The sequence below is a fragment of the Streptomyces sp. NPDC093795 genome (assembly GCF_044764665.1).
Lineage (GTDB): Bacteria > Actinomycetota > Actinomycetes > Streptomycetales > Streptomycetaceae > Streptomyces.
The window spans coordinates 571851-591077 of record NZ_JBIWIO010000004.1; the positions used below are offsets into that span (position 1 = coordinate 571851).

Below are 19227 nucleotides of genomic sequence, written 5' to 3' on the forward strand. Positions count from 1 at the left end.
CGCAACACCCCGAGAGAAGAGAGCCGACGATGACCATCTTCCCCGGCGGACGGCGCAGAGCCGCCCTCGCCCTCGCCCTGTCCGGTGTCCTCGCCCTGACCGCCACCGCCTGCGGTGACGACGGCGGCGGCGCGGGCGGCAAGGGCACCGAGGGATCGGGCAAGGGAAAGATCACCTTCTGGGACAACAACGGCGGTGTCCGCACCGACGTCTGGAAGGAGATCATCGCGGACTTCGAGAAGGCGAACCCCGACATCGACGTCGAGTACGTCGGGATCGCCTCCAAGGAGGTCCAGTCCAAGTACGACACCGCGATCCAGGGCGGTGGCCTGCCGGACGTGGGCGGCGTCGGCGCGGCGATGCTCGCGGGAATCGCCGCGCAGAACGCCCTGGAGCCGCTGGACGCCCGTGTCGAGGCGAGCTCGCTCAAGGGCAAGCTGAACACCGCCATGGTCACGAGCGTCACGGCGGCGGGCGGTCAGGACAAGCTCTTCACCGTCCCCACCTCCGCCAGCAACGGCGTCCTCTACTACCGCACCGACCTGTTCAAGGCGGCGGGGCTGCCGGCGCCCACCACCTGGTCGAAGTTCTACGCGGCGGCCGAGAAGCTGACCGCCGCCGACAAGAACCGCTTCGGCTACACGATCCGCGGCGGGGCGGGCTCGATCGCGCAGGCCCTGGACGCCATGTACGGCCAGAGCGGCATCACCAGCTTCTGGAACGGCGAGAAGACCACCGTCAACGACCCGAAGAACGTGGCGGCCCTGGAGAAGTACGCCGGCCTGTTCAAGAGGACCACCCCGGCCGCCGACGTCAACAACGACTTCACCAAGATGGTCGCCCAGTGGGACAGCGGCGAGATCGGCATGCTGAACCACAACCTGGGTTCCTACCAGGACCATGTGAAGGCGCTCGGCACGGACAAGTTCCGCGGCATCCCGAACCCGACGCTCGACGACGGGACCCGGGTGCAGGTCTCCAACCCGGTCGACGGTCTCGGCCTGTTCTCCACGAGCAAGAACAAGGCCGCCGCCTGGAAGTTCATCGAGTTCGCGGCCTCGCACTCCTCCAACAGCAAGTGGAACAAGTCGGCCGGCGCCATCCCCGCCAACACGGACGCCGCCAAGGACCCGTGGCTCCAGGAGTCCGAGCCGACCAAGCTGGGCGCCGATGTCCTCTTCAGCGGCGAGGCCACCATCGTGGAGCTGCCGTACTACCTGCCGGACTGGAACAGCATCTCCAAGGCCGAGAACGAGTCCGGCTTCCAGAAGGTGCTGCTCGGCACGTCCACGGCCAAGGCGTTCCTCGACCACCTGGCCGAGCAGCTGAACGCGGCGCAGGCCGAGTGGCAGCAGCAGAACCCGTGAGCGTAGGCCGCCGCGCGGTGGTCACGGCCGGGGCGGGCCTCGCGCTCGCCCTGGCCGGGGCTCCCCCGGCCCGTTCCCAAGGACACCCCCGTATGCGCACCCTCTTCCTCGCGGGCGACTCCACGGCCGCCCAGAAGTACGCCGACGCCGCGCCCGAGACCGGCTGGGGCATGGCCCTCCCCTTCTTCCTGCACCGGGGCGTACGGGTCGCCAACCACGCCGTCAACGGGCGCAGCACCAAGAGCTTCCTCGACGAAGGGCGCCTCGACGCGATCCTGACGGCGATACGGCCCGGCGATCTGCTCCTGGTCCAGTTCGGCCACAACGACCAGAAGGTCGCCGACCCCACCCGCTACACCGAACCGTGGACGACCTACCAGGACAACCTGCGGGTCTTCGTCGAGGGCGCGCGCTCCCGGGGCGCCCTCCCGGTGCTCGCCACCTCCGTGGAGCGGCGCAAGTTCGACGTCGACGCCACCGCGCTGCGGACCCTCGGCGCGTATCCGGCGGCGATGCGGGAGACCGCCCGCGCGTCGGACGTCCCGCTCCTCGACGTCGAGGCCCTGTCGCTCGCGCTGTGGCAGCGGCTCGGCCCCGAGGCCACGAAGACGTACTTCAACTGGACCGCGACCGAGCAGGACAACACCCACTTCAACCCGCCGGGCGCGATCGAGGTGGCCCGTCTGGTCGCCGCCGAGCTGCTCCGCACCCATGTCCTCGCGCCGCGTGAGACGCGCCGCCTGGACGACGAGATCCCCACCGACCTGATCACCTGGCCCGATGCCGAGGAGAGCCGTCCATGAACCGACGCAAGCAGCTGGGAGTGGTGGCCGCGACCGCTCTCGCCCTGACGGTCACCGCCCCCGTGGCCGGTGCGCACTCCGGCCCTCAGCACGCGGGTCCCGCGCACTCCGGTCACCGCCCGGGCTCCGACCCGGCCCGGGCGACCCTGCCGGCCGGTGACGGCTGGGCGTCCGCGGGGACCGGCACCACGGGTGGCGCCGCCGCCGACGCCTCCCGGGTCTTCACCGTCACCACCTGGGAGGAGTTCCGGGCCGCGCTCGCCGTGCCCGGCACCGAGCCGAGGATCGTCAGGGTGGTGGGCACGCTGAACGCCACCGCCGCCGGCTGCGCCGCCTTCGAGGCTCCCGGCTACGACTTCGCCCGCTACCTCGCCGACTACGACCCGGCCGTCTGGGGGTACGAGAACGAGGTCAGCGGCCCGCAGGAGGAGCTGCGGGCCGCGTCCGCGACGGCCCAGGGCCAGGCCATCAAGGTCAAGGTGCCGTCGAACACCACGATCGTCGGCGTCGGCAGGCACGCCGGGATCACCGGCGGCAGCCTCCAGGTACAGGCCGTCGACAACGTCGTGATCCGCGACCTCACCCTGGAGAGCCCGCTCGACTGCTTCCCGCAGTGGGACCCGACGGACGGCGCGACCGGGGCGTGGAACTCCGAGTACGACAGCCTCGTCGTGTACGGCTCCACCCATGTGTGGATCGACCACAACACGTTCACCGACGGCGCCCACCCGGACAGTTCGCTGCCCTCGTACTACGGGGAGGTGTACCAGCAGCACGACGGCGAGCTCGACGTGGTGCGGGGCGCGGACCTCGTCACGGTCTCCTGGAACGTCTTCACGGACCACGACAAGACCCTGATGATCGGCAACAGCGACAGCGCGGGCGCCACCGACCGGGGGAAGCTGCGGGTCACCCTCCACCACAACCTCTTCAAGAACGTGATCGAGCGGGCGCCCCGGGTCCGGTTCGGTCAGGTCGACGCGTACAACAACCACTTCGTGGTGCCGAATGCGACCTACGCGTACAGCCTCGGCATCGGGCAGGAGTCCCAGCTCGTCGCCGAGAAGAACGCGTTCACGCTGGCCGAGGGGGTGCCGGCCGGGAAGATCCTGAAGAAGTGGAAGGACGCGCCCGTCACCACCACCGGCAACTACGTGAACGGCAGGCCGGTGGACCTCCTCGCCGTCCACAACACGCAGGTCCCCGAGGAGCTGCTGCGGGCCGACGCGGGCTGGACGCCCGTCCTGCGCACCCGGGTCGACCACCCGAGGGCCGTGCCCTGGCTCGTCGGTCTCGGCGCGGGCGCCGGCCGTTCCCGCTGAGCTTCCCCACTCCAGGAGGACCCGTATGCCCTCGCACTCCACCGGAGCCGTCCCGGGACGCCGCTCCCTGCTCCTCGGCGGCGCCGGAGCCGCGCTCGCCCTCGCTCTGCCTGCGGCACCCGCCGCGGCCTCGCCCCAGCCGCCCCGCCGCCCCTTCGGCCGGTTCGGTTCGCCCGCCGACCGGCTCACCGGGCGGACGCTGTACGTGCACCCCGGCGGTCTCGGCGACCACACCACGGTCCAGGCGGCGGTCACCGCCGCCGACGGGCCCGGCTGGACCCTGGTGCTCGCCCCCGGCACGTACCGGGAGACGGTCGCCGTCGGTGCCTCCCGTACCGGCATGACCTGGATCGGCGCGAGCGGGGACCCCCGGGACGTCGTCGTGGTGTACGCCAACGCCGCCGGGACGCCCCGGCCGGAGGGCGGCACGTACGGCACCTCCGGCTCCGCCACGACCACCGTCCAGGCCGACGGCTTCACCGCACAGGGAGTCACCTTCGCCAACGACTTCCTCCGCACGGCCCTGCCCGGGAACCCCGGCACCCAGGCCGTCGCCCTCAAGGTGCAGGGCGATCGGTCGGCGTTCTTCCACTGCCGTTTCCTCGGTCACCAGGACACCCTGTACGCCGACTCCATGGCACTGTCCGCGTTCGCCCGCCAGTACTTCGCGCACTGCTACGTGGAGGGTGACGTCGACTTCGTCTTCGGCCGGGCCACCGCCGTCTTCGAGCACTGCCACTTCCGGACGCTGCTCCGCCCGGACCTGGCGTCGGCGCCGCACGGCTTCGTGTTCGCCCCGTCCACGGCCCGGGCGAACCCGTACGGGTTCCTCGCCGCCCGCTGCCGGGTCAGCAGCTCGGCCCCGGACGGCTACTACAAGCTGGCACGGCCGTGGGTCCCGAGTTCGGACCTGACGGCCTGGCCGTCGCTCGTGGTCCGGGACAGCGTCCTCGGCGCGGGGGTCGACCCCGTCACCCCGTACGCGAACATGCGGGAGGCCCATCCCTGGCAGGCGCAGCGTTTCGCCGAGTACCGCAACACCGGTCCGGGCGCCCGGATCACCGTCCCGGAGAACCGGCCCCAGCTCGCGGCCGCCGAGGCGGCCACCGCGACGGCGGCGGCGTACCTGGGCGACTGGACCCCCCGGCGGCCCTGCCCCTGACGCGGCCCTGCCCCTGACGGGACCATGTGACCACCGGGCCTCTGTGCGGGGGCCCGGTGGTTTCCCGTTCACGGACGCAGGAGCGGGAAGCGGGCCTCGGCCCACAGGGCGCGGGGAGCGGCGGGGACGTCGGCGGCGGGAGTGTCGGCCGTGCTCCATGTCCTGGCGTGGGTGGCGGAGTCGTCGACCGCCGGCCAGCCAGGGTCTCCGGTGGCGGCGAAGTCGGCCCACGCGCGCACCATGCGGTCGGCGAGCTCGTGGTCCTCGGGGGTGGGGGCGCCGCCGATGAGGAAGGCGAGGTTCTCGTCGTCGACGTTGCCGAAGGCGAAGGGGATGTCCGCGCAGTGCCAGGCCCGGACGCCGCCGTGCGGGCCGGCGCGCCGGCGGTCGAAGCGGGCGAGGAACGCCCGGCCGCCGGCGCGGGCGTGAACCTCGGCGAGCCGGTGGGCGTACTCCGCGAACAGGAGGTCGCCGAAGACGGCGAGGTAGAGGTCGAGCACCGGCGCTCCGGGCAGCGCGGCCTGATAGCCGGCCACCAGGCCGTCGGGGAGCCCGAAGTCATCGGCGAAGCGGGCCAGTTGTTCGCCGGTGGTGACCTTCGCGCTGCTGCCCACGGCGTCGAGCAGCCGGTACTCCTCCGTGGTGTGGCAGACCAGCAGGTCCACTCCCCCGGCCCGTCCCTCGGCCATTCCGGTGAGGGGGTCGGTGGGCAGGACGTCGCCGTCGAGGACGGGGGCGTAGAGCGAGGGATCGTAGTGCCGGGACCCGGACGCGGGGTCCTGTCGATAGGCGTCGACCACCTGGTCGGACGCGAGGACCAGGGCCTGCGGGGTCGCCGCCGCGAGCCCTTCGGGCGTGGCGGGGCAGCCGACCGCGGCGGCCACCTCGCGGGTGGTCGCGGCGGCGACGTCGAGCGGGTAGCAGGGGCTGGCGGGGCTGTGGGCGATGGCCCGGTGGAAGAGGCCGCGGGCGCGGTCCATCACCATGAGGCAGGCGACCGATGCGGCCCCTGAGGACTGGCCGGCGAGCGTGACGTTGCCGGGGTCGCCGCCGAACGCGGCGATGTTCTCCCGCACCCAGCGCAGGGCCGCGACCTGGTCGAGCAGGCCCCGGTTGTCGGGGTGGGCGGTGGCCCCGTCGGCGGGGGCAGGACCGTCGGCGGGGACGTGGCCGAAACCCTCGAAGCCGATGCGGTGGTTGAGGGTGACCACGACCAGACCGGCACGGGCGAGCGCGGCGCCGTCGAAGTCGGGCTGTGCCGAGGAACCGAAGGTGTAGGCGCCGCCGTGGATCCAGACCAGGACGGGCAGGCCGCCTCCGTCGGGGACCGGAGTCCAGATGTTGACGGTGAGGATGTCCTCGTCGCCCGGCGACCACACCGGCGCGCCGGGCAGCTCCGCCGACTGCGGGGCGACGGGGCCGAAGGCCGTACAGTCCCGGACGCCCGTCCACGCGGTGGCCGGGGCGGGCTCCCGGAACCGGTGGGCGCCGAACGGCGGTGCGGCGTACGGGATGCCGAGCACGGCGACGACGTCCGCGGAGGCCCGGAAGCCCCGCACCGCACCGTGTGTCGTCTTGAAGATGTCCATGGACCGAGCGTGGCATAGGGGACCTGGACGGCGCCAACACCAAGATCATGACGATTCACGCAGTGACGATGTCAATGCGAGGGCTACCGGCTACCGGCTCCTGTGGTCAGGGCAGCAGGTCGACGCAGTCGATCGCGGTACCGGGGCTGAGGAAGCCGGTGCCGGAGGACCCGCTGACGACGTTCAGCCTGAGCACGTTGTACTGACTGGGGTCGGTCTTCCAGGCGCTCGCCGGGACGACGTACGTGAAGGTGTGGTTGTTGCCCCGGTACGAGCCGTTGGTCAGCGACCGGGTCGAGGGCTGGGCAGGCGGCGTGGGGACGGCGGAGGCCCAGTCGTTGACGGTCACCTGGGGGCGGCCGTTGAGGAAGGCCGTGGTGACCCCGATCCGCAGGGTGTGCGCGGCGGCGGCCTGGGCGGCGGTGAGCCGGAAGTACACGAGGACGCCGTCGTTGACGCCCTTCCACAGGTAGCAGGGGAAGGAGGCGGACACGTCTCCGCCGCCGAGGACGACGTTCCCGGTCCAGGGCGCGGCCCGGACGTCGGCGGGGTGGGCGTACGTCATGAGGGCGGCGTTCTTGAACGAGCCGGGGGTGCCGTCCCAGTCGCCGATCCGCCAGAGCGCGGGCGCGGTGCTCGGGTCGTTGGTGAGGGTGATCGTGTGCAGCGCGGTGGCGGCGCCGGCGGTGACGGTCACCGAGCTTGCGTGGACGGCGAGTTCACCCTTGTACACGGTGAGGGTGTACGTGCCGGGGAGCATCCCCCGGCAGGAGAAGGCGCCGGTGCCCGTGGCGGCACGGGCCCAGTACTGCGCGTCGGCGTTGGCGAAGCCGACGGTGTACGCGTGACCGGCCGCCATGCCCTGGAGCCCGACGCCCGCGACCCGGCCCCGGCCCGCGGCGCCGACCCAGCCGGGGATGCCGAGGCCGTCCACCCACGAGGTGTCGTGGTTCGCGGCGAAGAGTGCGGGGTCGGGGGTACCGCCGTCGGTGAAGGCGAGCAGATAGGGGCCCTGGAGACCGAAGCGCATCGGCTCGGTCTGGGACTGGTTGTAGTGGAGGATCTCGTACAGGCCGACGCCGAGTTCGTTGCTGTGGCGGAGCAGGGAGCGGTAGAAGGGCCCGCCCGACGCCTTCTCGTGGTTGGAGCGGACCATCCACAGGCCGACGCTCCCGGTGGTGTACCCGATGTGGTCGTAGTCCATGACGCGGAGGCCGGAGTAGTGCTTGGACCGGGTGTGTCCGTCGGCGCGCTGCCAGACGTCCCCGGCCTCGATGACGGTGTCGGCGCCCTCGACCCAGGAGTCGGGCTGCTCGTTGGGGAAGATGCCGGGCTTGACGCGGGCGATGAAGCGGGTGGCCGTGAAGGACGTGTCGGCCTTGTCGGTCCACAGGTAGACGTTGTTGCGTCCGGAGCGCGCGGCCAGGTAGTGGCGGAGCGTGCCGTGGACGACGGTGACGAGGACGGTGGAGCCGGTCTGCCTGAGGGTGACGGTGGAGGCGCCGAGGCCGGACTCGACGTGCGAGTGCTTGCCGCCGTACCCCTCGTACTCCTTGCCCTTGTAGACGAGGGAGGTGAGGTCCCCGGTCGACTTGGAGACCTTGAGGACGAGTCCGGCGCCGGTGTCGATGACGTACTGGGTGCCGTCGTCGCTCCAGCCGAACCCGGCGGCCGATGCGGTGCCGGGCGCGAGGCCCGCGGTGGCGGCGAGGGCGGTGCCGGCGACGGCGGCCCCGAGGAGGCTGCGGCGGCGGAGGGGGTGAGGGGCGGGGTGCACGGAGGGAGACGGGGCGGGGTGCGCGGAGGTGTCGTACGAGCTCATCGGCGTGCGGCTCCTTCGGTACGGGGGTACGGGGCGGCTCCCGGTTGTCACTGGGTCGCCACCGGCCGAAGAAGGGTTGCCCGCCTGCCGGAGAAGAGTTACGCGGGCAGGCGGGCGCACCGGCGGCAGGCGCGGGCCGAGGAGGCGACCGCGGCGTGGGAGGCGGCCGCGAGGACGCCGGCGCAGGCGAGCAGGGGCCAGTTCACGGCCAGGGCGGCGGCGGTGGCGAGCGCGAGCGTCGTGACCGCCATGGCGACGCCGGCGGTGGTTCCGGTCCAGGCGACCACGAGCGGCAGTCGGCGCGGCGTGGGCAGCCGGCGGGCGAGGGTGCCGGTGGCGGCCAGGGTCGCGACGGCGAGCAGGGTGGCGGCGATCGCGACGCCTGCCGCGTTCACGGCCAGGAGCTGAGCGGCGCGGGGGACCAGCCCACCGGCCGGTTCGGGGACGGGGGTCGCCGCCAGGTACCAGCAGGCGATCAGGAAGGGGGCGGTGAGGGCGACGGACCGGGCGGTGTGCCGGGCCTGGGCGAGGGTCAGTTCTCGCTGACAGCCGGGCACGAGCTCGTCCACGGTCCCGAACTCCCGTACCGCCGCTCGGAACGCGTGGCGGTGGGACAGCCCCCGGTCGGCGTGGGCGTCGGTCGTGTCCAGGAGGCCGCCGCGGATCTCCTCGACCAGCCGGGCCTTGGCGGCCGGCGGTCCGTGGAGGGCGGCCGCGAGGTCCGCGACGTACTCCCGGGCGGGGTCGGTGGCGTCCTGGCCGCCGGCGCTCATGTGGCGAGCCCGGGCGGCGGCGTGACGGGGTTGAGGACCGAGCCGATGGCGGCCGTGAACTCGTTCCACGCCGTCCGTTCTCCGGCCAGCGTGCGGCGGCCCGCTTCGGTCAGCTCGTACGCCCGTCGGCGCCGCTCGCCCGAGGACTGCCAGCTGCTGCTCAGGAGGCCGGTCCGCTCGAGCCGGTTGAGGGCCGGATAGATCGTGCCCGTGCGCAGTTCGAGCACGCCGCCGCTGCGGTTCTGCACCGCGGTGATGATCGCGTAGCCGTGCAGCGGCCCCTGTTCGAGCACCGCGAGCAACAGTCCGTCCAGGTGCCCTCGCACCGCGTCCGCCTTCATAGGAGGCAGCCTACCCAAAGGACAGGTAGGCAGTGTATGTATTGGCGCTGTACGTATTGGCAGACAACATATCGAGCCGAGCCGGAGGCTTCTCGCCGTGACCAAGTTCCTGCTGTCCGTCCACGTCCTCGTGGCGATCCTCACCGTGGGGTCGATCGCCGTGGCCGCGTCGATGTTCCCGCGCCACGCGCTGAGGGCCTGCCGCGGCGGGACGCCGGACGGCCGCCCCGAGGGCATCGGGACGGCCGTCCTCCTGCACCGCGTCTGCTCCGTCTACGCCGTCGCGGGGGTCGTCGTGCCGGTGTTCGGGATCGCCACGGGCGCCCAGCTCGGCGTCCTGACCGACGCCTGGCTGATCGCCTCGCTCGTCCTGACCACGATCGCCGCGGCGCTCCTCGGGCTCGCCGTCCTGCCCGGCCAGCGGCGCCTGCTCGCCCTGGCCGAGGGCCCGTCGACCGAGGAGGAGGCGCGACCCGTGGCGTCCCGTCTCGCGATGCTCACCGGTGTCTTCAACGTCCTCTGGGCGGTCGTCGTCGTCCTGATGATCGTCCGACCGGGCTCCACGACGGGGGCGTGACGGCCCGCGCCGTCCGCGCCCCGCCGGTCACTTCGCGGAGGCCGCCCCGAAGTCGCCCCGCAGGGTGGACCGGCCGCCGTCGGGGCCGGTCAGGACGACGGTGTACGTGTCGGCCGAGGCGTCCCGTACCCCTTCGGCGTGGTTGTACTGGCCCGCGAAGACATGGGCGCCCGGCGGGACCGTACGGCCCGGCTTCAGGGTCCAGCGGTAGACCAGGGCCCGGGTCTCCTCGGTCACCGTCTCGGTGAAGTCCTCGGCGGGGCGGGTGCGCCAGTGGCCCGTGCTCACCACACCGCGGGTGCGGGCGACCCGCAGTTCGACGGTGAGCCCGCCGACGGGCGTGTCCGTCGTCAGGGCGAGATCGCTCTGCGCCCACCAGCGGTTGCTGCCGGGGTCGATCGAGGCGGTGACCCGCGCCGTCGGGCCGGGCGCGGGCACCGTGGTGGCGGGCCCGGCCGGCCGCTCCCCCAGGGTGGTCGCCGCGAGACCGCCGAGGCCGACCACCGCGGCGACGGCCGCGGTCACGGCCACGACCGCCGTCCAGCGGCGGCCGCTCCACCGGCCCGCCGGCCGGGGCGGCCGGGTCGCCGGGCCGGGCGCGGCGAGGCCGCGTTCCACCCGGGCGAGGATGCGGGCGTGGTCGGGCCGGTGCGCGAGCGCCGCATCGCGCAGCTCGCGGCGGAGCCGTGTCTCGTCCATCAGCGCCTTCCCGCGGCGAGTTCGGTGGCGGCCCGGGGGCCGAGCAACCGCTGGAGTTCCGCCATGCCCTTGGCGGTCTGGCTCTTGACCGTACCGACCGAGACGCCGAGGGCGAGGGCGGTGTCGCGTTCGGAGAGGTCGAAGGCGTGCCGGAGGACGACACAGGCACGCTTGCGGAACGGCAGGGCGCGCAGCGCCACCCGGACGTCGACGACGGCGGGGACGTCGGGGTCCTCGGTGTGGTCGGGCCGCCGGTCCCAGAAGGCGGCGATCCGGCGCCGCTCGCGCACGGTGCCCCGGATCCGGGTGCGGACGAGGTTGGCGACGACGCCCCGGGCGTAGGCGGCAGGGTGGTCGGCGGCGCGGACCCGGTCCCAGCGGTGCCAGAGGGCGAGCATGGCGTCGGCGGCCAGGTCGTCGGCTGCGTCGGTCTCGCCGGTCAGCAGATGGGCGAGGCGGGCGAGTTCGGCGTAGTGGCGCTCGAAGAAGGCACGGAACTCCGCCGCGCTGTCGCCGGATTCAGTGTCCGTCGAGACCACGACGGTCCTCGGTGAAGGGAGTGCGGGGAGAGGAGGCGGGGCCCGTGCTGGCGCGCGCGGTGAGCCGGGGCGCGATGAGCTCCGTACCCCCCGGGCCGTACCCCGAGAGCCGTCGGACGAGCCGCTCGACGGCCAGCCGCCCCATCTCCCGTGCGGGTACGGCGACGGCGGTGAGCGGTACGGAGGCGTGGACCGCGACCTGGTCGGGGCAGATGGCGACGACGGAGACGTCCTCGGGGACGGCGCGGCGCCGGTGGCGCAGGAACGCGAGCAGCGGTTCGACGGCGGCCTCGTTCTGGACGACGAGGCCCGTGGTGCCGGGCCGTTCCTCGAAGATCCGGGTGACGGCGGCGGCGACGGCCGCGTAGGTGCCTTCGACGGGCCGGTGGAGCAGCCCGACGCCGTGGGCTTCGGCGGCGGCGCGCAGTCCGGTGAGCGTGCGGGCGGCGAAGCCCGTACCCCGTTCGTACACGGCGGGCGGTTCGCCGAGGACGGCGATCCGGGTGTGGCCGAGGCCGGCGAGGTGGTCGACGCAGCGGGCTCCGGCGGCCTCGAAGTCGAGGTCGACGCAGTCGAGTCCGGCGGCGTCGGAAGCTTCGGCGGTGTCGGAGGCTTCGGCGGTGTCGGAGGCTTCGGCGGTGTCGGAGGCTTCGGCGGTGTCGGAGGCCACGCCCGTTTCGCCGGGGAGTCCGATGAGGACGGAGGGCCGCTCGGCCTCCCGGAGGCAGGGGAGCCGGGGGTCGTCGATCCCGACGTCCATGACGATCATGGCGTCGGCGATGGCGCTGCCCTCGACGCGGCGGACGGCCTCGGGGCCTTCCTCGCCGGTGAGCAGCAGGACGTCGTAGCCGTGGGCGCGGGCCGTGGTGGTGACGGCCATCGCGATCTCCATCAGGACCGGCACGTAGAGGCCGGTGCGGAGCGGCATCATCAGGGCGAGGATGCCGGTCCGGCTGCTGGCCAGCGCGCGGGCGCCGGCGTGCGGCCGGTAGCCGAGGGCGTCGATGCTGTGCTGGATCCGCTCGCGGGTGGGCGCGGATATGGAGCGTTTGCCGCTCAGCACATAGCTGACGGTGCTGGCCGAGACCCCGGCGTGGCGGGCGACATCGGCGAGGGTGACCACGTGCGCGCTCCTCGGCTGTTCCCGGTGTTCCGGGCGTCCGGTGCCCGTCGGTGATGCGGACCCCGACCCTAAGCGGCCGCTCGTCGGACTGTCCAGGCGGGCCGTGAAGAGTCCAAGGGTCCGGTGCCCGGGCGGGGTTGTGCGGGGGCGTCCCGCGCGATGGGATGAACATCGGGCGGCAAGCGCTTTCGGCGCTCTGGATCGTCCCTCTCTCTCCTTGCTCCCACCCTCTCCGACAGGAGGACCATGTCCGCCCTGCCCTGGTACGAAGACGTCTCCCCCGGCCGCGGCACGCTCCCGCCCCGCGCCTGGTACGCCCGCTCCGACGCCCCCGCCCTCTCCCTGAACGGCGACTGGGCCTTCCGCCTCTCCCCCACCGCCGGCGCCGAGGACGAGTCCTTCGCCGCCGCGGACTTCGACGCGAGCGGCTGGGAAACAGTCGCGGTGCCGGGCCACTGGGTGCTCCAGGGCAAGGAGTTCGGCGGCCCCGCCTACACAAACGTGCTCTACCCCTTTCCCGTCGACCCGCCCCGCGTCCCCGCCGAGAACCCGACCGGCGACCATCTGCGCCGCTTCGACCTGCCCGCCGACTGGCCGGCGGAGGGTGGGGCGGTGCTCCGCCTCGACGGCGTCGAGTCCTGCGCCCGGGTCTGGCTCAACGGCACGGAGCTGGGCGACTTCAAGGGCTCCCGGCTCGCCCACGAGTTCGCCGTCGGGCACCTCCTGAAGGCACGGGACAACGTCCTCGCCCTCCGCGTCCACCAGTGGTCCTCCGGCTCCTACCTGGAGGACCAGGACCAGTGGTGGCTTCCGGGCGTCTTCCGTGACGTGACGCTGCTGCACCGGCCGGAGGGCGCCCCCGGCGACTTCTTCGTCCACGCCTCGTACGACCACACCTCGGGCACGGGCGGCCTGCGTGTCGACTGCGACGTGCCGGGCCGGGTGCGCGTGCCGGAGCTGGGGCTCGACCTCGCGACCGGCGAGAGCGCCACCGTCCCGGTCGAGCCGTGGAGCGCCGAGGTCCCCCGTCTGTACGAGGGCGAACTCACGGCCGGCGGCGAGCGGATCCCGCTGCGGATCGGCTTCCGCTCGGTGTACGTCGAGGACGGCGTCCTCAGGGTCAACGGGCGCCGGATCCTCTTCCGGGGCGTGAACCGGCACGAGTTCCATCCGGAGCGCGGGCGCGCCCTCGACATCGCGACCATGCGTGAGGACGTCGAGCTGATGAAGCGGCACAACATCAACGCCGTCCGCACCTCCCACTACCCGCCGCACCCCGCGTTCCTCGACCTCTGCGACACGTACGGGCTCTGGGTGATCGACGAGGGCGACCTGGAGACCCACGGCTTCGAGGAGCTGGCGTGGCGGGGCAACCCGGTCGACGACGCGCGCTGGACCCCCTCCCTGCTCGACCGGGCCGCCCGGCTCGTCGAACGGGACAAGAACCACCCCTCGGTCGTCCTGTGGTCGCTGGGCAACGAGTGCGGCACCGGCGCGGGACTGACCGCGATGGCGGAGTGGATCCGCGACCGCGACCCCTCCCGGCTCGTGCACTACGAGGGCGACCGCTCCTGCGCGGACACCGACGTCTACTCGCGGATGTACCCGTCGCACGCGGAGGTCGAGGAGATCGGCCGGCGCGCCGACGAGGGCCCCGAGGCCCGGAGCCGACTGCCCTTCGTCCTCTGCGAGTACGCGCATGCCATGGGCAACGGTCCCGGCGGGCTCGTCGAGTACCAGCGGCTCTTCGAGACGTACGAGCGCTGCCAGGGCGGCTTCGTCTGGGAGTGGATCGACCACGGTCTCGTCCACCCCGCCCACGGGATCGGCTACGGCGGGGACTTCGGTGAGGAGCTGCACGACGGGAGCTTCGTCTGCGACGGGCTGCTCTTCCCCGACCGGACGCCCTCCCCGGGGCTCGTCGAGTACAAGAAGGTGATCGAGCCGGTCCGGATCGCTCCCGGGGAGGAGCCGGGCACGGTCGCGGTGAGCAACGGTCACGATGTCTCCGATCTCGCCCATCTCGCCTTCACCTGGTCCCTGCTGGCCGACGGCGAGACCTTCGCCGAGGGCCCGCTCGACGTGCCCGCGCTCGCCGCCGGTCAGAGCGCGCGGGTCGCTCTGCCGGAGCCGCCCGTGGTTCCGGACGGCGCGGAGGCGGTGTGGACCGTACGGGCCGTCCTCGCCCACGACACCGCCTGGGCGCCGGCCGGGCACGAGGTGGCCTGGGGGCAGATTCCGGCCACCACCGTCCCGGCTCCCCGCCTCCGTGCCCTCACCGGCGCCGCCCCGGTCCCGGCTGCGGACCGGATCACCCTGGGCCCCGGTGTCTTCGACGCCCGCACGGGCGAGCCGCTCGCCCTCGGCGCCCTGCCCGTCACCGGGCTCCGGCTCGACGTCTGGCGGGCGCCGACCGACAACGACGAGGGCGCGCCCTGGCAGCCCGACGTCCGGTACGGGCCGCTCTGGCGCGAGCTCGGCCTGCACCGGATGCGGCACCGCACCGACGAGGTGAGTGCCGGGGACACCCTGACCGTACGGTCGCGGGTGGCGCCCGCGGCCCGGGACTTCGGCCTGGGCGTCACGTACCGCTGGACCTCGGACGGCACGGCGCTGCGCCTCGACGTCGAGGTGGTCCCCGAGGGCGGGTGGACGGTGCCGCTCCCCCGGCTCGGGGTCCGGCTCGGTCTGCCCGTCGCCCTCGACCGGGTGGTCTGGTACGGGGGCGGGCCCGGTGAGGCGTACCCGGACACGAGGGCGGCCGCCCGGCTCGGCCGCTGGGAGTCGACCGTCGCCGGGCTCCAGACGCCGTACGTGCGCCCGCAGGAGAACGGGGCCCGGATCGACACGCGGTGGCTGGAACTCTCCGACGGGAACGAGGGGGTGCGGATCGGGGGCGAGCCGGCCTTCTGGTTCACCGCCCGCCGCTGGACCACCGAGCAGCTGGACGCGGCGGCGCACGGCCCCGACCTGGTGCCGGGGGACACGCTGTGGCTGAACCTGGACCACGCACAGCACGGCATCGGCTCCCAGTCCTGCGGACCGGGCGTGCTGCCCGCGTACCGGCTGGAAGCGGCCCCGGCCGCCTTCTCCCTGGCCTTCACCCCGCTCGGCTGACCTTCTCCCGGGCGGGGTGCGGCGCCACGGCCCGTCGTCGGCTCTAGCGGAGGAGCGGGGCCGGGACGATGCCCCGGGCCCGCAGTTCGCCGGCGACCAGGGCCGCGTACTCCGTGGCGCCGCGGACCGAGGTGTGGGTGTTGTCCCGCTTCTCCGTCGTCAGGTACAGCGCTTTGGACGCCTCGGGCCCCAGCTGCTCGACCCGTGCCCTGGTGAGGGCGGTGAGGTCGATCAGCGGGGTGCCGAGGGAGCCGGCGAGGGCGCGGATCTCGGCGGGGTGGTCCACGCCGAGGCCGTTGACGAGCAGGGCGGTGCCGTTGTTCAGCGTGCCGTCGGTGTTGAACCAGCGGCGGACGATCGGGGTGACGAGGACCGGTTCGCCGCCCCGGGCCCGTACCCGCTCGACCAGCGTCGTCAGGTTGGCGCGGTAGGTGGCCGCGTCCGTCTGCTTGTCGTTGTGGGCGAGCTGGACGAGGACGGGGTCGCCGGGCCGGATCGCGCTCTCGACCCGGTCGAAGAGGGCGGGGTTCGCCAGGAAGGTGACGGTGCTCTCGCCGGAGTCGGCGTGGTTGGCGACCGCGATCCCCTGCTTCAGATGGACCGGAAGCAGCTGTCCCCAACCGGTGTACGGGTCGCCCGGCTGGTCGCAGACCGTCGAGTCCCCGACGAGGAAGATCCGGCGGGCCCGGGGGGCGGGGGTGATCCGGAGCGAGGTCACGCGGGGGGCGGAGCCGCCGAGGACCAGGTCGAGGCCGGGGCTTCCGGTGGGCCCGGTGGGCTCGCCCTCCGGGTCGCGTACGTCCACGGTGAACGAGCGCCGGACCCGCTGCCCGGCCCCCGTGGAGGTCTCGGCAAGCAGTGCCCGCCGGGTCTCCCCTGTGACCGCGGTGGACCCCGCCTCGTCACCGCCGAGGACCACGGAGACCTCGTACGTGCCGGGTGCCACGTCGAAGTGGCAGGTGAGGGTCCCGTCGGCGGCGGGCGCGCAGTGGTCGAGGCCCTGGCCGTAGGGGCCCTGGTGGCCGTCGGCGTGCGCGGCGGGCGCGGCGGCGAGGGTGCCGAGCAGGGTCGCCGTGGCGGCGAGGAGTGCTGTCCTTCGCATGGTGCTCCTTCCGGGGCTCACCTGGGCAGGTGGTCGCCGACGAGGGCGAGGTTCTGGATGGCGGCCAGGCCGTAGAGGGCCGTGGTGTTGGTGCTGATCCACAGGTGCTCGTAGCCCGGTTCGAGGGCGGCGGAGCCCTGGACGGGGGTCTTGTCCCAGACCATGGCGGCGGTGTAGCCGTCGCTCTTGTCGAACTTGGCCCAGGCGCGCTGGGCGAGCTTGGTGTCGTTCAGCTGGGCGGCGGCGTAGGCGTCCTGGCGGGAGTGGCCCTGGAAGAGGAGGAGGGTGCCGAAGTTCTTGCCGTAGCGGGCGGCCTGTTCGGTCTTGGAGGCGTTGAAGTAGCGGCAGTAGTCGAGCCAGGCCGTCTTGAACTCCGGCAGGTCGACGAGGTCGATGAGTTCGGCGCACATCTCGACGAGGCCGAACATCGCGGAGAGGTGGGAGACGCCGACGACGGGTTCGGTGGCGACGGCGAAGCGGCCGGTGTCGAGGTCGTACAGGCCGGTGCCCTGGACGAAGCCGTTGGGCTGGGCGGCGATCGTCTCCATGGTGGACCGCAGCCGTGCCTCGGCCTTCGCGGCCTTGGGGCCGCCGCGCTCCCACTCGGTGAGCCAGGCGGCGGCGAGGCCGCTCCAGTCGGTGCCGAAGCCGATGGAGAGGGCGTGGCGGTCGGGGGTGTAGGGCTCGGTGCGGATCTTGCGGATGGGGTCGAGGACGAGGAAGGTCTCGTCGGAGTCGACGAGGTCGTGCATGAGGTCGCCGACGCGTTCGTCGGCGGTGAGGAAGTAGTAGGGCCTGCGGTAGACGGCGGTGGAGATGCGCTGCTGCTTGGCGCTGCAGGCGAAGTGCTGGACGCCGTGGCGGGTGCCGAGGCCGGCCCACCGGCCGAGGTGGTAGACGTCGACCTCGCCGGTGTGGCGCGTCATGGCCTCGGCGAAGCGGAAGATGTCGGCGCGGCCGGAGCGCAGGTAGGCGTACCAGAGCCACAGGTCGGGCGAGAGTTCGGAGTTGTCCCAGGCGTAGCCGCCGACGTCGTACCGCCACTGGTGCCGGTCCTCGTCGTAGGTGTGCATGATGTCGCCGTAGTCCCAGAAGCCGTACCAGCGGCGCTGCTCGGCCTGGTCCTTGTAGTAGGTGAAGAGGTAGTCGAGGTGGTCCTCGATCTTCGCCTTGGCGGGGGTGGAGCGGTCGACGGGCGAGAACAGTCCGCCGAACACGCGGGCGCGGACGAGGTCCTCGGGGCCGACGGCCAGCTGCGGCGGGGTGCGGACGGCGGCGGACTGCTCGACGAGGGCGGCGGCGGTGGGGGTGGCGGCGTTGGCCCAGAACATCAGCTCGCTGGTGCGGGCGATGCCGTAGGGGGTGCCGAAGCCGGGTTCGTAGTCCTCGTAGGTGATGTTGAGGCCTTCGAGCTGCTCGGGGAAGGCGTCCTGGCCCATGCCGTCGTGGTAGAAGCGCAGGTCCATGGGCTGGGCCTCGGGCGACCAGAGCCAGAGGGTGACCTCGGCCTCGTCGCCGGCCGCGTTCCTGATGTCGAGCTGGGCGGGGTGCTTCTGCCAGAAGTCCCGCAGCCCGAAGGAGAGTCCGCCGGTGACGCCGCCGACGTAGCCGAAGCCGCTCGCGCGGCGGCCGCCGCCGGCGGGGATCCAGCCGTGGCCGGGCTTGGTGCGCTTGCGGAGGGCGAAGCCGTCGGCGGAGAGCTGGGAGAGGGTGTAGTCGCCCCAGGTGGGGACGTACTGCATGCGGGTGGTGACGCGCTGGTCCCAGGTGGCGGGGTCGGGCAGCTTCTCGCCCTTGACCTGCGCGGTGCGGACGGCGGCGCCGGGGTCGCGGCGCAGTCCTGTGATGCCCTGGACGGCCTCGGTGAGGAATCCGGCGCCCTCGCCGGCGATCCGGACGTGCCGGTCGTAGGCGGCGTCGCGCATGGGGACGGTGAAGCGGACGCCGAGGCCGCGGATGAAGTCCTTCTGCTGGTCGCCGTCGTAGGTGATCGTGTGGACCATGCGGAAGGACTCGGAGCCCGCGTAGAAGTAGAGGCGCACGGAGAACGGCAGCCAACTGCGGCTGCCCTTGCGGTGCTTGCCGTCGACGCGGACCACGGCCCGGACGGGGCCGGCCTGTTCGACGACGGCGCCGGAGATCTCGCCGTCGAACCGCTCCCACTTGGCGTTGCCCTGGTCGCCGTCGTCGAGGTCGCTCTGCCGGAGCAGGACGAGCCGGCCGTCGGTGGCGATCTTCACGCCGTCGCGGGTGACGGACTCGACGAGCTTCCCGCCGTCCTTGGAGACGACGGCCCGTACGGTGCCGGTGTCGACGGTGATGCGGCGGCCGGTCTCGGTGACGGAGACGGTCTTCGCCGGGGTGGCGGGGGTGCCGGGCGCCAGGGTGAAGCGTTCGGTCCCGGCGGCGTCGGGCCCGACGGCGTGCGCGGTCCACTTGAGGGAGCCGTCGGGCCAGCGGGCGGTGGTCCAGGTCTGTACGGCGACGGGCGCGCCGTCCGCGGTGGTGAGCGCGAAGGCCTGGTCGCCGGGGTGGGCTCCCTTGGGCCAGGCGGCGCCGAACGTCGAGCCGCCGGCGGCGCCGAGCCCGCCGGGCTCCAGCCAGGTGACGGTCGCGGGCCGCCCCTCCTCCGCCACCGGGGCGGCCGGGGCCGCCTGCGCCTGTTCGCGGCCGAGGGCCCAGCTGAACTGGGCCGCTGCCCCGGCCACGGCGGCGGCCTTGAGGAGGGAACGGCGGGGTATCGAGGACACGGGAACTCCTTTCATGGGCATGCCTGTGGGCACGCCCGCGGAAGCGGGGGGGGCAGGCGGGCGCCGGAAAGCGGCGCCGGGGCCCTCGGGACGGGAGCCCCGTCACGGCCGGGGCCGGGCACGGGGTCCGGACCCCGCGGG

The 19227-nt window shown here is 73.3% G+C and carries 15 protein-coding genes; 6 read left to right on the plus strand and 9 right to left on the minus strand.

Annotated features, from left to right (window positions below):
- Nucleotides 1–29: 29 nt before the first annotated feature.
- Genes ACIRB7_RS14785 through ACIRB7_RS14800 form a run of 4 tightly spaced genes read left to right on the plus strand, consistent with a single transcriptional unit; the run spans nt 30 to nt 4654 of the window.
- On the plus strand, nt 30–1367 hold the full coding sequence (locus ACIRB7_RS14785; RefSeq protein WP_403597472.1) for an ABC transporter substrate-binding protein: 1338 nt from the start codon (nt 30–32) through the stop codon (nt 1365–1367).
- Nucleotides 1364–2170: a rhamnogalacturonan acetylesterase gene (locus ACIRB7_RS14790; protein ID WP_403597475.1), complete on the plus strand. Its 807-nt coding sequence runs from the start codon at nt 1364–1366 to the stop codon at nt 2168–2170. The genes ACIRB7_RS14785 and ACIRB7_RS14790 overlap by 4 nt, the downstream gene beginning before the upstream one ends.
- Nucleotides 2167–3492, plus strand: a complete 1326-nt coding sequence (locus ACIRB7_RS14795) for a polysaccharide lyase family 1 protein (RefSeq protein ID WP_403597478.1) — start codon at nt 2167–2169, stop codon at nt 3490–3492. Before ACIRB7_RS14790 ends, ACIRB7_RS14795 begins: the two co-directional genes overlap by 4 nt.
- Before the next feature lie 25 nt (nt 3493–3517).
- Nucleotides 3518–4654, plus strand: coding sequence for a pectinesterase family protein (locus ACIRB7_RS14800; protein WP_403597481.1), 1137 nt, complete (start codon nt 3518–3520; stop codon nt 4652–4654).
- A gap of 68 nt (nt 4655–4722) precedes the next feature.
- Here ACIRB7_RS14800 and ACIRB7_RS14805 read toward each other — a convergent pair whose 3' ends face one another.
- From ACIRB7_RS14805 to ACIRB7_RS14820, 4 genes are all read right to left on the minus strand, one after another.
- Complete coding sequence (locus ACIRB7_RS14805; RefSeq protein WP_403597484.1) at nt 4723–6243, minus strand: carboxylesterase/lipase family protein; 1521 nt, start codon at nt 6241–6243, stop codon at nt 4723–4725.
- A 106-nt stretch (nt 6244–6349) separates the two neighbouring features.
- The gene (locus ACIRB7_RS14810) at nt 6350–8065 is read right to left on the minus strand and encodes a rhamnogalacturonan lyase B N-terminal domain-containing protein (RefSeq protein WP_403597486.1); all 1716 of its coding nucleotides are present in this window, start codon (nt 8063–8065) and stop codon (nt 6350–6352) included.
- A gap of 98 nt (nt 8066–8163) precedes the next feature.
- The gene (locus ACIRB7_RS14815) at nt 8164–8838 is read right to left on the minus strand and encodes a permease prefix domain 1-containing protein (RefSeq protein WP_403597489.1); all 675 of its coding nucleotides are present in this window, start codon (nt 8836–8838) and stop codon (nt 8164–8166) included.
- Entirely contained in the window at nt 8835–9179 is a 345-nt protein-coding gene (locus ACIRB7_RS14820; RefSeq protein WP_403597491.1) for a PadR family transcriptional regulator, read from the minus strand. The genes ACIRB7_RS14815 and ACIRB7_RS14820 overlap by 4 nt, the downstream gene beginning before the upstream one ends.
- 97 nt (nt 9180–9276) lie before the next feature.
- On the opposite strand from ACIRB7_RS14820, the gene ACIRB7_RS14825 reads away from it, so the two are divergent.
- Nucleotides 9277–9756 (plus strand): DUF2269 family protein, encoded by a 480-nt coding sequence (locus tag ACIRB7_RS14825; RefSeq protein ID WP_403597494.1) that lies wholly within the window; start codon nt 9277–9279, stop codon nt 9754–9756.
- Nucleotides 9757–9783: 27 nt separating this feature from the next.
- On the opposite strand, the gene ACIRB7_RS14830 is transcribed toward ACIRB7_RS14825, so the two are convergent.
- From ACIRB7_RS14830 to ACIRB7_RS14840, 3 genes are read right to left on the minus strand one after another with little or no spacing between them, the layout of a single operon-like run.
- A complete protein-coding gene (locus ACIRB7_RS14830) occupies nt 9784–10455 on the minus strand; it encodes a hypothetical protein (RefSeq protein WP_403597497.1) in 672 nt (223 codons plus the stop codon).
- Nucleotides 10455–10994, minus strand: coding sequence for a SigE family RNA polymerase sigma factor (locus ACIRB7_RS14835; RefSeq protein WP_403597499.1), 540 nt, complete (start codon nt 10992–10994; stop codon nt 10455–10457). Before ACIRB7_RS14835 ends, ACIRB7_RS14830 begins: the two co-directional genes overlap by 1 nt.
- Nucleotides 10975–12117, minus strand: a complete 1143-nt coding sequence (locus tag ACIRB7_RS14840) for a LacI family DNA-binding transcriptional regulator (RefSeq protein WP_403597502.1) — start codon at nt 12115–12117, stop codon at nt 10975–10977. The genes ACIRB7_RS14835 and ACIRB7_RS14840 overlap by 20 nt, the downstream gene beginning before the upstream one ends.
- Nucleotides 12118–12363: 246 nt before the next feature.
- Between ACIRB7_RS14840 and ACIRB7_RS14845 the strand changes: the two genes are divergently transcribed.
- Nucleotides 12364–15234 carry a glycoside hydrolase family 2 TIM barrel-domain containing protein gene (locus ACIRB7_RS14845; protein WP_403597505.1) on the plus strand — a complete coding sequence of 957 codons (2871 nt, stop codon included), beginning with the start codon at nt 12364–12366 and terminating at the stop codon, nt 15232–15234.
- 43 nt (nt 15235–15277) lie between these two features.
- On the opposite strand, the gene ACIRB7_RS14850 is transcribed toward ACIRB7_RS14845, so the two are convergent.
- Nucleotides 15278–16336 (minus strand): rhamnogalacturonan acetylesterase, encoded by a 1059-nt coding sequence (locus ACIRB7_RS14850; RefSeq protein ID WP_403597508.1) that lies wholly within the window; start codon nt 16334–16336, stop codon nt 15278–15280.
- A 17-nt stretch (nt 16337–16353) separates the two neighbouring features.
- The gene (locus ACIRB7_RS14855; RefSeq protein WP_403597511.1) at nt 16354–19086 is read right to left on the minus strand and encodes a Tat pathway signal sequence domain protein; all 2733 of its coding nucleotides are present in this window, start codon (nt 19084–19086) and stop codon (nt 16354–16356) included.
- Nucleotides 19087–19227 lie beyond the last annotated feature (141 nt).

What these genes read in the sequence shown, in the direction of transcription:
- ACIRB7_RS14795 (WP_403597478.1), top strand. Translation starts at nt 2,167, where the DNA reads ATGAACCGACGCAAGCAGCTGGGAGTGGTGGCCGCGACCGCTCTCGCC.
- ACIRB7_RS14805 (WP_403597484.1), bottom strand. Translation starts at nt 6,243, where the DNA reads ATGGACATCTTCAAGACGACACACGGTGCGGTGCGGGGCTTCCGGGCC.
- ACIRB7_RS14830 (WP_403597497.1), bottom strand. Translation starts at nt 10,455, where the DNA reads ATGGACGAGACACGGCTCCGCCGCGAGCTGCGCGATGCGGCGCTCGCG.
- ACIRB7_RS14820 (WP_403597491.1), bottom strand. Translation starts at nt 9,179, where the DNA reads ATGAAGGCGGACGCGGTGCGAGGGCACCTGGACGGACTGTTGCTCGCG.
- ACIRB7_RS14785 (WP_403597472.1), top strand. Translation starts at nt 30, where the DNA reads ATGACCATCTTCCCCGGCGGACGGCGCAGAGCCGCCCTCGCCCTCGCC.
- ACIRB7_RS14815 (WP_403597489.1), bottom strand. Translation starts at nt 8,838, where the DNA reads ATGAGCGCCGGCGGCCAGGACGCCACCGACCCCGCCCGGGAGTACGTC.
- ACIRB7_RS14845 (WP_403597505.1), top strand. Translation starts at nt 12,364, where the DNA reads ATGTCCGCCCTGCCCTGGTACGAAGACGTCTCCCCCGGCCGCGGCACG.
- ACIRB7_RS14850 (WP_403597508.1), bottom strand. Translation starts at nt 16,336, where the DNA reads ATGCGAAGGACAGCACTCCTCGCCGCCACGGCGACCCTGCTCGGCACC.
- ACIRB7_RS14810 (WP_403597486.1), bottom strand. Translation starts at nt 8,065, where the DNA reads ATGAGCTCGTACGACACCTCCGCGCACCCCGCCCCGTCTCCCTCCGTG.
- ACIRB7_RS14800 (WP_403597481.1), top strand. Translation starts at nt 3,518, where the DNA reads ATGCCCTCGCACTCCACCGGAGCCGTCCCGGGACGCCGCTCCCTGCTC.